Origin of the sequence: Kitasatospora sp. NPDC088548, assembly GCF_044753005.1 — a bacterium.
GTDB lineage: Bacteria > Actinomycetota > Actinomycetes > Streptomycetales > Streptomycetaceae > Kitasatospora.
The window spans coordinates 1-12,882 of the sequence record NZ_JBIVMI010000008.1 but is presented as its reverse complement, the minus strand read 5'-3'; the positions used below and the strand labels follow the sequence as shown (position 1 = coordinate 12,882).

Here is a 12,882-nt window from a genome sequence, read left to right as displayed (position 1 = left end):
GACCTGACGCGCAGGCACATGGTCGGATGGTCGGATTGGTTCAACCTCGTTGCGCGCCGGGCCTCCGCGCGACGAACCGTCGCGTGATCAGGCCGGCCGCGGTGAGCAGTAAGAGGACACCGGCGAGCCCGCCGCGCCAGCCGCCCGATCCCGTCCGGCCGGACGCGTGCGACGCCTCGACGGGCGGCTCGTCCACGGGCTCCTCCACCACGGGCGCCACTGGCGACACGGGCGGCGATACGGCGGGCGGTGCAGCCGGCGGTGCAGCCGGCTGCCGGGAGGCCTCGGTGGGCGCGTTCCCGGCGCCGGACTCCAGGGTGACGGCGGCGGCCGGGGCGGCGCCCGCGGCCGGACCCGCGCTCGGGCTCGGGTCCGGTGCCGCGCTCCGGCCCACCGCCGCACTCGGCGAGACGGACACCGCGAGCGCGGGCGCCGCCGGGGCGGGGACGGACGCCGGGGGCAGCGCCGGACGGGGGTCCGGCACGGCCGCCGGTGGCACGGCGATCGGCAGCAGCCCCGGCAGGCCGGGCCCGCGGACAGGACCGGACGGAACCGGCCGGCCGGACGGGGCGGCCTGTTCCGGCGGTACGGCCGCGGCCGACGACGCCACGGGCGCCGGTACCGGACTCGCCGGCCCCGTGGGCCTGGCGACCGGTACGGACGGGGCCGGTCGGCCGGGAACCGGCGGCCGGGACGGGGAGAGGGACGGCGAGGGCCACGCCGTCCAGGACGGCACCGCTGTCGGTACCGACGTGGGTGCCCACGTGGGCGACGACGTGGGCACCGACGGCGACGGCGACGTCGGCTGGGACGGCGTCGGCACCGCCGCACCCGTACTCGCGGTCGCAGTCGCAGTCGCAGTCGCAGTCGCAGTCGCGACCAGGATCGGGACCGCGTCGGCCGCCGTTCCGTTCCCCGCCAGGTCGGTCGCCGTGACGACCAGCCGCTGCTCGCCGTCCGCCAGATCGCGGTCGGCCGTGCAGGTCCAGCTGCCGTCGACGGCGGCGGTCGCCCCGCAGGCCACGACCGGCTCGCCGGAGCCCGGGGCCGAGCCGCCCGCCCGGGCGGTGACGACGACCCTGGCCCCCGCCTCCGCCCGCCCGGCGAGCTTCGGCCGGGCTACCCGTACGGTCTCGCCGGCGGCCGGCGCGGTGAGCACCGGGCGGTCCGGCGCAACAGTGTCGACGACCAGCTCGGCGACGCGCCCCGCCGTCCGGTTCCCGGCCTGGTCCGCGGCGGACGGGGTGAGCCGGTGCCGCCCGTCCGGCAGGTTCTCCACCGGGAGGCAGGACCAGCCGCCGTCGGCCCGCACCGCCGTCGTGCACAGCTCGGTGTCCGCGTCGCCGGGCGCCCCGGCGGGCCGGTCGGCGACCGAGACGACGCTGCCCGGCTCCCCGGTGCCGGTCAGCTGGAGGCCCGGGTCGTTGGTGTACTCGGGGAGGGTGAGGACGGGCGCGCCGGGCGGCGCCGTCTTCACAGTGATCCGGACCGGCTCGCCGCGCAGCACCACGCCGCCGCGGGTGGTCTCGACCGGGGTGAGGCTGTGTGCGCCCGCGCTCAGCGCGCTGCCGGGCCTGCAGGACCAGTCGCCGCCCGGCCCCACCCGGGTGCCGCAGAGCACGGTGTCCCCGTCGCGGACCTCCACCGCCGCCCCGGCGACGGCACCCTCGCCGCGCATCCGCGGGCGCGCGTCGGAGACCACCGCGCCGTCGACCGGGTCGGCGATCTCAAGGCGGGCGGCGCCGACCGTCAGTCTGACCCGCTGGTCGGAGACCTGGCCGGAGTCGGCGTAGCCGTCGGCGCCCACCAGCTGGGTGGCGTCCCGGCCGAGCCGCAGCCGGGCCCAGGTCTCCCCCGAGGAGGCGTTGCCGGGGACGGTCCACTCCAGGACGGCGGTGCGCGCCCCGGCCGGGAGGTCGGTCTGCACCCGCTCGGTGGGGTCGAACCTCCCGTTGTGGTCGAAGTCGATCCAGCCGGCCAGGGTGGCGGGCGCGTCGCCGACCGCCACCGGGACGGTGAGCCGGTAGTAGCGGCCGATCGCGGCCTCGGCGGGAAAACCGACGGCCGGATCGGCGCCCGGGTACTCGCCGCGCCCGGGCCGGCGCCGGGACGACGCCGGGTCGGACCAGACGCCGCGCAGGCCCGCGCCGTGGTCGAGCTGGACGAGCGGTTCCCCGGCCGCCCCCGGGGCGGTCGCGGCGGCCCGCCGGGCGGGCCGGCCCGGCGTGGTGGTGGCGTCCGTCCCCAGGAAGAGGTCGGAGACCAGGTGGGAGGCGTTGCCGTAGCCCTGCGGCGCGGTGCCGACGCCTTCGTCCAGGGTGACGGTGTACGCCTGGGCCAGTGCCGCGGGGGCGGTGGTGCTGCCGGCCCGGGCGGTGGAGCGCTGCTCGACCCGGAAGACGGCGGTGCGGAAGGTGCCGGCCAGTTCCAGGCTGCCCTCGGCGGCGGATCCGGCCACGGCGTCGGTGCCGCCGTCGGCCCCGGCGGGCGCGAGGGTGTTGCCCCGCACCGTCCAGCCGGGCCAGTCGGTGCGGTCGACCAGGGTGGGCGAGCCCGGCGAGCCGTCGGTGAGGGTCAGCCGGGTGGCGGTGCTGGTGGTCCCGCCTTTCCCGGTGGCGATTCCGGCGAGTCCGCTGAGGTGCAGCCGGGGATTGCGGACCGGGCGCGAGAATGCGAGCCGGAGCGTTCCGACGGTGCGCCAGGAACCGTCCGTCCACGGACGGTCCTCGGCGATTCGGAACGTCTGCGCGGGATCTCCGGGCCGCAGTCCGTCGGCATAGAGCGCGCCGGTTTTTCCCGCTCCGGAACGGTCGGCCAATTCGCCCGGCCCGGCGGTGACGGCCACTCCCGGGGCGGCGGAGAAGTCGAACTGTACGGAGAGCCCGGAGGGAAGGACCGCGCGCTGTTCTCCCGACCAGGCGTCCGGGGACTGCTGGGCGGCGGAGGGCGCCGGGTTCCCGGCGACGAGCAGTCCGGCGGCCAGTGCGGAGGAGGCCCCGGCCGACGCCAGTCGTAGGCGCCGCGCCCGGCGGGTGCGCCGGTCCGGGGCCGGGGCGGGCGGGGCTGCGATGCGGGGAAGCTGTCGGCCCATCCGGCTCTCCCTTCGGTGTCGGCTGCCAGGGTGGCCGGGCAGTCTGGGCACAAGATCTGACAAAACGGAATCATGATCCTGGGCCGGTAATACTGCGACACCTGCACTCTTGGCCGCGTCCTACCCGTTTGGCGGTCATCCGACCGGCAGGACAGGATGTACCCGAAAGGAATGCATTTCATCCATTAAGCGGGGTATCGGGCCGGAGCCCCAGAAGCCCAACCGGGCGCCGCCGTCCGGCAGCCGGCCCCGGTCCCCGGGCCGGGCGCACAGGACCCGGGCACCCGCGGGCCGGGCGCACACGACGAAGAAGCCCCCGGCCGGTGGCCGGGGGCTTCTCGATGGTGCGCTCAGCAGGATTCGAACCTGCAACCTCTTGATCCGTAGTCAAGTGCTCTATCCGTTGAGCTATGAGCGCAAGAACCGGGCGAACCCGATCTTGCGGGGATTGGTGCGCTCAGCAGGATTCGAACCTGCAACCTCTTGATCCGTAGTCAAGTGCTCTATCCGTTGAGCTATGAGCGCTCGCCCTGGTGAACGTGCCATCGGGGCGTTGCGGGGACAACATTACATGACCTGCGACGCGGGGCGAAATCGATTGATCCGGACGCCCCGCGGAGCCATGCGAAGAGCCCCGCCGACATGATCGTCGACGGGGCTCCCATGAGGCGGAGGCTGAGGGATTTGAACCCTCGATGGGCTTTAAGACCCAAACCGCATTAGCAGTGCGGCGCCATAGACCGGACTAGGCGAAGCCTCCCCACATGGACCGCGCCCGCATGGCGGACTCGTTCCGTGTGCCTGTGATGATGCCACAACCCGAGGGTCCGGCACCAACCGCCGCCAACGTTACTAGGCGGGTCGTCCCCGCCGCAAAGAAGAATGAGATACTGCCGTCTCCGGAGGAGCTGCCCTGAGCCGAGGAGACCTGTCGACGTGAGCAGCAGGCCGATCCGAGGCGCTGCTCGCCTCGCCGCCATACTCGACGCCCTGCCAGACGCGTTGCTGCTGGTGAACAGCAACGGCACCGTTGTCGACGCCAACAACGCGGCGGTCCACGCACTCCAGACCCCCGGCACCTCGCTGGTCGGCATGGGCGTGCTGGACCTCCTGCCCGAGTTCGACCCCAGCCGGATCCCCGGCTCGATGCGGCCGGCGCCCCGCGAGGACGACGCCCTCGACCGGCCGGTCCGGATGACCGCCCGCCGCACCGACGGCACGACCTTCCCGGTCGAGGTCTCCGGCAACGACTTCGCCGACGACGGCGCCGGGGACAGCCGCGGCTACGCGCTCACCCCGCTCGTCCCGTACGACCCGTACCGCGAGCGCTCCTCCGCGAGCGACCTGCTCCTGCTGCTGGTCCGCGACCTCTCCAGCCGCCTCGGCGTCGAGGCGGAGCTGCGCCGCCAGCACAAGCAGACCGAGATGATCCTGCGGGCCGCCGCCGAGGGCGTGCTCGGCGTGGACCTCGAAGGCCGCTGCGTCCTGGTCAACCCGGCCGCCGCGCACATCCTGGAGTACCGGGCGAGCGAGCTGGGCGGGCGCGAGCTGCACCCGCTGATCCAGCACTCCCGGGCCGACGGCACGCCGCTGACGCTGGAGGAGTCCGCACTGCTGGACACCCTGACCTCCGGGCGCAAGCACCGGGTGCGCGGCACCGTGCTGTGGCGCAAGGACGGCCGGCCGGTCACCGTCGACCTCACCACCGCCCCCGTCCGGGACGGCGACCAGCTGGTCGGCGCGGTGATGACCTTCACCGACCGCAGCCGTGAGCTGGCCCTGGTCGCCCGCAACGAGCACCTCACCGCCGTCCTGGAGGGCGAGCTGGGCGGCGCCCTGACCGCGCTGCACCGGCGGATCGACGCGCTGGCCACCGACCCGGCCGGCCAGCTCTGGCCCGAGGCCAACTGGACACTGCGCCGGCTCGCCGACGAGTGCCGCCGGTTCGGCAAGCTGATCGACGGCGTGCTCGCCCACCAGCGTTCCGAGGCCGGCGGCGACGGCGGGTCCGGCGCACCCGGCTCCGCCGAGGACGGCCGGGCCGGCGACGGCAAGGGCGGGAAGAAGACCGCCGAGCGGGTGCCGGTCGCCCTGGACAAGGTCGTCCGGCGGGCCGTCGAGCAGGCGGGCGAGCTGGTCGGCGCGGGCCGGGTCCGGTTCTCCGTGCACGCGGCCGCCGTCGAGGTGATCGCCGACGAGCAGCGGCTCGCCCAGGCGCTGGCCCACCTGGTCGCCGACGTCAGCGGGGTCGGACTCTCGCTGGACGCCACCCCCGAGACCTCCTCCCCCGGCCTGGCCGCCCCCGGCGCGCCCGCGCTGCCCCCCGGCGGCGGAGACGCGCCCATGGTGGTGCTCGCGGCCGCCCAGCGCGGCGAGGTCGCCCGGGTGGAGATCCGCGGCCCCGGACGCGGCGGCAGCCCCGTCCACCTGCCGATAGCCCGGGCCGTGGTCGAGCGCCACGGCGGTGTGCTCCAGCCGCACGAGCTGCCCGGCAAGGCCGGCACCACCTATGTGGTCGAGCTGCCGCTGGACCCGGCCGCGGCCAAGGCCGCCGCCGAGCGCGCGGGCGCCGAGGGGCGCTCGGACCGCCCCAAGGAGAGCGACAGCGCCGTGCTGCCCGACCTGCCGGGCATCCCGCAGCTGCCCACCGCGCAGGGGGCCGAGGACGACGCCGAGGCGGCGCCCGGCGAGAAGGCGCCCCGCCCGGACCAGGGCCAGGGGAAGGGGAAGGACCGGGAGCAGAGCCCCGACGAGAAGTCCGCCGAGAAGTCCGCCGAGGAGCCCGCGGCCGAACGGCGCGGACGCCGTGGCCGGGCCGCGGCCGAGGAGGCCGCGCCCCCGGCCGTACCGGCCGACCCCGACCAGTGGCCGAACGCCCCGGCGCGGGTCGAGCGGGCCGTTCCCGAGCAGTGGAACGGCACCGGCAACGACCCCGCGTACGGCCGGCAGGGCCTGGGCGGCCCGGACACCGCGCAGCGCGACCCATGGGGCAAGGACGACGGCCGGGCCGGTACGGCGTACGCGGTGCCGGTCGGCGGCGAGCAGCCGGGCGGCCGGGGCGGCCAGGCCGCGCCGACGGGCCCGCGCGGCCCGTTCGTGCTCGGGCCGGGCACCGGGTCCGCTCCGGAGCCCGCCACGAGCACGCCGGCGGGTGGGACCGAGACCCCCGCCGAGGCCTTCGGCGACCGCGGCGCGGCCGCCGGCCGGGAGGCCGGCCCGAGCACGGGCCGGCCGTCCGGTCAGGCCCCGGCCGAGCCGGAGTCCAAGCCCTCCGGGCGGCGCCGGGCGCTGCCCGCCAACGAGGAGTCCGCCGACGGATTCGCCCTGCCGGGCGTCCCCGACACCGGCTTCCCGGTCTACCCCGGTCTGGAGCACGCCCTCCCGGCCGGGCCCGCGCCCACGCCCGCACCGAGCGAACCGACCGGCGCCGCGCCGACCGGCCGTCGGCGCCGGCTGGCCGTCCCGCCCGGCCCGGGCCCGGACGCCCGGGTCACCTCCGGCACCTCCGGCACGTCCGCCGAGCTGGAGCCCGCCCGGCCCGCGCTGCCCGCCCCCGGCGGGAACGGCTCCGGTGGCGACGGCCCCGGCGCGCCGGACCGGACCGACGGCCCGCGGCCGGTCGGCACCGGCCTCGCCGAGCTCGCGCCGCCGCGCCCGCTCGGCGCTCCGGGCGAGGCCGGCACGCCCGGCGGCCCGGGTGAGGCGTTCCCGCCGGCCGCGCTGCCCCCGGCCGCCCTGCCGTCGTCCGCCGTCACACCGTCCGCCGGGCCGGTCCCGACCGGCGGCGCGCCGCAGCCGCCCGCCGCGCCGGAGGCCCGGCCGGCACCGCGTCCGATGGCCGAGCTGCCGGCCGCCGGCCAGGACTCGGTCGAGCACCCGTCGATGGCGACCCCCGCCGGGGACGGCGGCCCGCGCCGGCTGCTGGTCTGGCCCGAGCCCGACCCGGCCACCAAGCAGGCCCTCCAGAAACGCGGCTACCGCCCGGTGATCGTCCGCTCCCGCGAGGAGGTGGACGCCCAGGTCTCCGGCTTCCCCGCCGCGCTCTTCGTCGACCCGCTGACCGGCCCGATCACCCGGACCGCGCTGCAGTCGCTGCGCACCGCCGCGCTGAACAGCCGGGTCCCGGTGCTGGTCACCGCCGGCCTCGGCCAGGCCACCCGGGATGCCGCGTACGGCGCCGACCCGGCCGTCCTGCTGCGCGCCCTCGCCCCCCGCGACGGGGAGAACCACGCCCCGCGGGTCCTGCTGGTCGAGGGCGATCCGGACATCGCCGCCGCCATGATCAGCAGCCTGGAGCGGCGCGGCATGCACGTCGAGCACGCGGTGGACGAGAACGACGCCGTCGCCCGGGCGAGCAGCGTCCAGCCGAACCTGGTGGTGATGGACCTGTTCCAGATCCGCCGCCGCCGAATCGGTCTGCTGGACTGGCTGCGCACCAACGACCGGCTGCACCGCACCCCGCTGGTGGTCTACACCTCGGTCGACCTCGACCCGCGTGAGCTGCCCCGGCTGCGCACCGGCGAGACGGTGCTGTTCCTCGCCGAGCGCTCGACCAGCGCGGACGTGCAGTCGCGGATCGTCGACCTGCTCGGACGGATCGGTGCCATGGGCGAGACGGGCGTCGCGGCCGCCGGCTGACCCGGACGACGCGAGAGGGCCGGCCACCCGCCGTGGGTGGCCGGCCCTCGTCGCGCCCCGGTCTACTCCTTGCCGAGGAGCGTGACGTCCAGTTCGTCGGCCGCGTAGCTGGCGCGGATCACCTTCTTGTCGAACTTGCCGACCGAGGTCTTCGGCACCGCGTCGACGATCACCCAGCGCTCCGGCAGCTGCCAGGAGGCGATCCGCCCGGCCAGGAAGGCGCGCAGTTCCTTCAGCCCGACCGTGGCGCCCGGGCGCAGCACGACGGTGGCCAGCGGGCGCTCGCCCCACTTCTCGTCCGGGACGGCGACCACCGCGGCCTCGGCGACCTCCGGGTGGGCCATCAGCTGGTTCTCCAGGTCCTGCGAGGAGATCCACTCGCCACCGGACTTGATCACGTCCTTGGCGCGGTCGGTGAGGGTGAGGTAGCCGTCGGCGGTGATGGTGCCGACGTCACCGGTGCGCAGCCAGCCGTCCTCGGAGAACTTGTCGTCCGGACGCTGCGGGTCGTGGCCCGCGCCGCCGTAGTACGCCCCGGCGATCCACGGTCCGCGCACCTCCAGCTCGCCGGCCGAGACGCCGTCGTGCGGCATCCGCTCGCCGCCCGGGCCGATCAGCCGGGCCTCGACGGAGGCCGGGAAGATGCCCTGGGTGACGCGGTACGGCCACTCCTCCTCCGGGGTGAGGCCCCCCGGAGGCTGGGCGAAGGAGCCGAGCGGCGAGGTCTCGGTCATGCCCCAGGCGTGCAGGACCCGGATGCCGTGGCGCTCCTCGAAGCCCCGCATCAGCGACGGCGGGCAGGCGCTGCCGCCGATGACCACCATGCGCAGGCTGGAGGTGTCGTGGTCGCCCGCGTCGAGCTCGTCCAGCAGACCGCTCCAGATGGTGGGCACGGCCGCGCTGACGGTGGGTCGCACCCGGGCGATCATCTCCGCCATCGGCTTCGGCTGGAGGAAACGGTCCGGCATGAGCAGGCCGGCGCCGGACATGAACGCGGCGTGCGGGATGCCCCAGGCGTTGACGTGGAACATCGGGACGACCGGCAGCGCGATGTCGCGCGGGGTGAAGGCGAAGTTGTCCCCGGTGTTGACCTGGAGACAGTGCAGGTAGACCGACCGGTGGCTGTAGAGCACGCCCTTCGGGTCCCCGGTGGTGCCGGAGGTGTAGCAGAGCACGGCGGCCTGGCGCTCGTCGATGTCGCTCTGCCAGGGGTACTCGGCGGGCCGGTCGGCGATCAGCTCCTCGTAGTCGTGCACGGTGCCCGCGAAGCCGTCCAGGACGGACCGGTCGCCGGGGCCGCTGACCACGATGTGCCGGAGCGTCGGGTCGAGGTCCGGGAGGACGGCGGCGAGCAGCGGGAGCACGCTGCCGTTGACGATGATCACGCGGTCGGCGGCGTGGTTGACGATGAACGACAACTGGTGTGCCGGCAGCCGCAGGTTGAGCGTGTGCAGCACCGCGCCCATCGCCGGCACCGCGAGGTAGGCCTCCAGGTGCTCGGCGTTGTTCCACATCAGCGTCGCGACCCGGTCGTCCCCGGTCACCCCGAGCTCGTCCCGCAGCGCGTGCGCGAGCCGGGCGGCCCGCGCCCCGACCTCGGCGTACGTCCGGACCACCGGCCCCGTGCCGTCCCAGGTGGTGACGGTCGACCGCCCGTGGATGGTGGCCCCGTGCTCGAGGATCCTGGCGACGGTGAGCGGTACGTCCTGCATCGTGCTGAACACGGGTCCTCCTTGACCGGGCGGCACTACGGCTGCGACTGCGCGGCTACCGGGGGCTACTGGGCGGTAAGGCGCGCGGACGAGCCCGATTGTGCCTCTCGGCAGGGCGGATGTCAGTAGCCCGGGCCCGTTGCACGGATCACGGATTCGTCCCTGTTCCCGGCCCCGGGGATCGGCCCCGGGGATCAGCCCCGGGAGCGGGCGAGGGCCGCGAGGTTGTCGAAGGTGCGGAGGAGGACGGCGCGGCGTTCCTCCTTGTGGCCGGGTGACGGGTCCAGGTCGTCTATGGAGCGCTCCCAGACGGACAGGAAGGTCTCCTTCCAGGCCTCGACGACGTCGGCCGGGGGAAGTTCGGCACCGACGTAGTGCTGGGAGGCGATCAGGTGGAGCAGTTCGAGGTTGCAGGGGACGGCCACGCCCCAGTACTCGTCGGGCTCCAGCTCGACCTGGTCACCGGCCATGGCCTGCTCGATCTCGCCGATGAGGCGCGCGGTGACCCCGGAGAGGTGGTCGGCCGCCGTGTCGTTGTCGAAGTTGCCGCTGTCCCAGGTACCCATGTGGTCCTCCTCGGTTCCCGCTTCCCTGGACAGAGGTTGTAGCACTCACGGCTGACAATGGCGGTCGGCGCCGGTCCCGGACGGGCCCGCGCGCGATACTGCATGGCATAAGCGACAGCCACGACGACCGCCAGGTGAAGCGGGAGCCGGCCAGGTTCCGGGTGCCGTGTCCCAACTGTTCGAACGGGGTGCAGACCCGGGCCCGGATGGGGATCCGGGGAGACCGGACGGGGACCGGCCACATCCCGGAGACCTGCCGGGACTGTGCCGGACGGGGCTGGTCGCCGCTCGGGAGCGGCGAGTGGCGGCGGCGCCCGGCCGCAGGCTGAGCCCGGGTGGGCGCCGCCGGGCGGCTCCGCGGGGGGCCGGGGAACCGCCCCGTCAGCCCGCGAGGGGGGTGTCGACGTGGTTGCGGTCGACGGTGAGCGTCGCGCCGCCGTAGGTCTCCTCGATGTTGCCGTGGTACTGGTGCACGCGCTGGTGGTCGGTCCAGAGTTCGGCGCCGAGGGGACCGCCCCCGACGGTGTCGGCGCGGTCGTCCCAGCGGGCGTACCAGAGCGAGTCGGGCAGCGGGGAGCTGCCGGCCCGCGCGGCGGCGGCGAGGTCGGCGATGCCTGAGTCGAGGCTGGAGTAGAAGCCGGAGCGGTAGCCGGCCGCGTGCAGGGTCTGGGTCCAGCCGAGGGTGAAGTCGACGACGGCCTGACCGCAGCCCGGGTCCCGCGCCGGGTACGCCTCGATGTCGAGGAAGACCGGGCTGCCCTCGCCCAGCCCGACGGTGCTCAGGCCGCGGACCGCCTCGGCCGCCTCGTCCCGGCCCTGCTGCACGGCCCGGTTCGGGTCGATCCGCCGGGGCTTGCGGCTGAGTCCGCTGCACGGCGCCTGCAGCCCCACGTGGACGGGGATGAACCGCCAGCCCATCGCCCGTACCTGGCGGACCCAGTCGGCGGTGAGCCTCGGCTGGTCGCAGCCGCGCTGGCCGCCGCTGGTGTAGATGCCGACCGCGCCGTACGGGGAGGTGCCCCGCCAGGCCCGGAGGGTGTCGAGCGGGGGTGCGGTGCAGGCGTCGAAGGCGGCGCCGGTGTAGAGGTCGCGGGCCCGGAGGGCGGGCGGGCCGGCCCAATCGGGCAGCACGGTGGCCCGGATCCGGGGGACGGCGGCGGCGGCCAGGACGGTCGTGTCGGCGTTCACGCCCGCTCCGTCGGTGGCGAGCAGCAGGGCAAGGGACACGACGACAAGGGCCGCGGAACGGAGATAGCGCACCCCGCCTTGATACTGACGGACCGTCGAACGGTTGCCACTGCCGCGCCGCCCGTGCCGCCGAAGCTCACCCTTTCGGGCGCACCCGTCCGCATCCGTCCGGATTCAGGTAACGAGCTTGCCCCTTCATCACTCCTTACGGCAAACTCGCCAGCATGCCCACGCCCAACCCCAGCGAAACCGTCGCCCCGACGCCGGCCGCCGCCGTCGCCGAGGCCCTTGCCATGCCGCCCGCCCCCAAGGGCGAGCCCGCCGGCGAGCGCGGTAGCTGGCGACGAGGCGGGGCGCCCGGCGCCGAACCGCCCCCAGGCACCCGACCCGGCCGGACCGACCGGCGGTTCTCGAAGCTGATGCGGCGCCCGGAGCGAATCCCGGCGCCGCTCTTCTGTCTGGCCGCGATGTTCCTGGTGCAGCTCGGCATCGCGCTGTCCAAGCCGCTGTTCGGCCCGCTCGGGGTCAGCGGTACGACCTTCCTGCGGCTGAGCTTCGCTGCGGTCATCCTGCTGATCGCCACCCGGCCCCGGCTGCGCGGGCGCCGTCCGCGCGACCTCGCGGCGGCCGGCCTGCTCGGGATGGCGTCCGCCGGGATGACGCTGCTCTTCGCCGGGGCGATCGACCGGCTGCCGATGGGCACCGCCGCGACCATCGAGTTCCTCGGCCCGCTCGCGGTCGCGCTGGTCTTCGCCCGCCGCGCCAGTCACCTGCTCTGGGCGCTGCTGGCAGCCGGCGGGGTGGTGCTGCTGACGCTGCTCGGCGAGGGCGACGGCGGCTCGTCGCTCGACCCGGTCGGCCTGCTGTACGCCTTCGGCGCGGCCGCCTGCTACGCCGCGTACATCCTGTTCACGGACAAGGTCGGCGCCGCGTTCCAGGGTTTCCAGGGCCTGGCGGTGTCGATGACGGTCGGCGCGCTGACGCTGGCACCGTTCGGACTCGGCCAGGCCTGGGACGGGCTGACCGCCCCCGGCGCCTCACCGCTGATGCTGCTGCTCGCGGTGGCCGGGGTGTCGCTGCTGCTGCCGGTGATCCCGTACGCGCTGGAGATGACGGCACTGCGACGGATGCCGCAACGGGTGTTCAGCGTGCTGGTGAGCCTGGAGCCGGCGGTCAGCGCCCTGGTCGGCCTCGTGGTGCTGGGCCAGTTGCTCGGCGCACCGCAGCTGGCCGGGATCGGGTGCGTGGTGGCCGCGAGTGTGGGCGCCACGCTGACTGGGCGGCGGTAGCGAACCAGTACCGGCCGGTGGTGAGCCCGGTCGGCCGGCGGGTTCGCGACTCGCCGCCGACCGGGTGTGTCCGGCCCCGGGGATCGGCGGAGAAGCCCTGGGGCCTGTCGTCGGACTCCGTCGTCCGCCCGGAGGGCGGGCGTGGCGGCGTTGGGGTGCGTGCATCGCAAGGCGGAGGAGGAAGCCACTGCGGTGGGGGTACCTCCCGGCCGAAGGCTGGGGGAGTGCGTGCCCTGGGGGCACCTCCCGGCCGAAGGCTGGGGGAGCGTCGACGCGCAGACGGGAGTCTGACGACAGGCCCTAAGCTTGTCGTTTTACCTCCGGTGATCATCTTCTGTGGCGTTCGGGTTATCGCCTGTCTGTTCGCTATTGGTTGGTGACCAGGGCGAGTCCGACGT

General features: G+C 75.3%; 6 protein-coding genes and 3 tRNA genes. 2 read left to right on the top strand and 7 right to left on the bottom strand.

What is annotated here, in order from left to right; genetic code table 11:
- Positions 1-40: 40 nt before the first annotated feature.
- From ACIP82_RS12690 to ACIP82_RS12675, 4 genes are all read right to left on the bottom strand, one after another.
- Positions 41-3,091 carry an Ig-like domain-containing protein gene (locus ACIP82_RS12690; RefSeq protein WP_400653330.1) on the bottom strand — a complete coding sequence of 1,017 codons (3,051 nt, stop codon included), beginning with the start codon at positions 3,089-3,091 and terminating at the stop codon, positions 41-43.
- Positions 3,092-3,433: 342 nt separating this feature from the next.
- Positions 3,434-3,509: transfer RNA gene (locus ACIP82_RS12685), tRNA-Arg, on the bottom strand.
- Positions 3,510-3,540: 31 nt separating this feature from the next.
- Positions 3,541-3,616, bottom strand: a tRNA-Arg gene (locus tag ACIP82_RS12680).
- Between the two features lie 144 nt (positions 3,617-3,760).
- Positions 3,761-3,851 (bottom strand) — tRNA-Ser (locus ACIP82_RS12675).
- A 176-nt stretch (positions 3,852-4,027) separates the two neighbouring features.
- On the opposite strand from ACIP82_RS12675, the gene ACIP82_RS12670 reads away from it, so the two are divergent.
- Positions 4,028-7,729: a PAS domain-containing protein gene (locus tag ACIP82_RS12670; protein WP_400653329.1), complete on the top strand. Its 3,702-nt coding sequence runs from the start codon at positions 4,028-4,030 to the stop codon at positions 7,727-7,729.
- A 62-nt stretch (positions 7,730-7,791) separates the two neighbouring features.
- Here the strand turns inward: ACIP82_RS12670 and ACIP82_RS12665 are convergent, their stop codons facing one another.
- The 3 genes from ACIP82_RS12665 to ACIP82_RS12655 all read right to left on the bottom strand — a co-directional run bounded on the left by ACIP82_RS12665 (position 7,792) and on the right by ACIP82_RS12655 (position 11,234).
- The gene (locus tag ACIP82_RS12665; RefSeq protein WP_400653327.1) at positions 7,792-9,453 is read right to left on the bottom strand and encodes a long-chain fatty acid--CoA ligase; all 1,662 of its coding nucleotides are present in this window, start codon (positions 9,451-9,453) and stop codon (positions 7,792-7,794) included.
- Between the two features lie 182 nt (positions 9,454-9,635).
- Positions 9,636-10,007: a DUF4259 domain-containing protein gene (locus tag ACIP82_RS12660; protein WP_400653325.1), complete on the bottom strand. Its 372-nt coding sequence runs from the start codon at positions 10,005-10,007 to the stop codon at positions 9,636-9,638.
- Between the two features lie 381 nt (positions 10,008-10,388).
- On the bottom strand, positions 10,389-11,234 hold the full coding sequence (locus tag ACIP82_RS12655; RefSeq protein WP_400653324.1) for a DUF1906 domain-containing protein: 846 nt from the start codon (positions 11,232-11,234) through the stop codon (positions 10,389-10,391).
- Between the two features lie 185 nt (positions 11,235-11,419).
- Here ACIP82_RS12655 and ACIP82_RS12650 point away from each other — a divergent pair, with 185 nt between their 5' ends.
- Positions 11,420-12,484: an EamA family transporter gene (locus tag ACIP82_RS12650; protein ID WP_363603896.1), complete on the top strand. Its 1,065-nt coding sequence runs from the start codon at positions 11,420-11,422 to the stop codon at positions 12,482-12,484.
- The last annotated feature ends 398 nt before the right edge of the window (positions 12,485-12,882 follow it).

What these genes read in the sequence shown, in the direction of transcription:
- ACIP82_RS12650 (WP_363603896.1), top strand. Translation starts at nt 11,420, where the DNA reads ATGCCCACGCCCAACCCCAGCGAAACCGTCGCCCCGACGCCGGCCGCC.
- ACIP82_RS12690 (WP_400653330.1), bottom strand. Translation starts at nt 3,091, where the DNA reads ATGGGCCGACAGCTTCCCCGCATCGCAGCCCCGCCCGCCCCGGCCCCG.
- ACIP82_RS12660 (WP_400653325.1), bottom strand. Translation starts at nt 10,007, where the DNA reads ATGGGTACCTGGGACAGCGGCAACTTCGACAACGACACGGCGGCCGAC.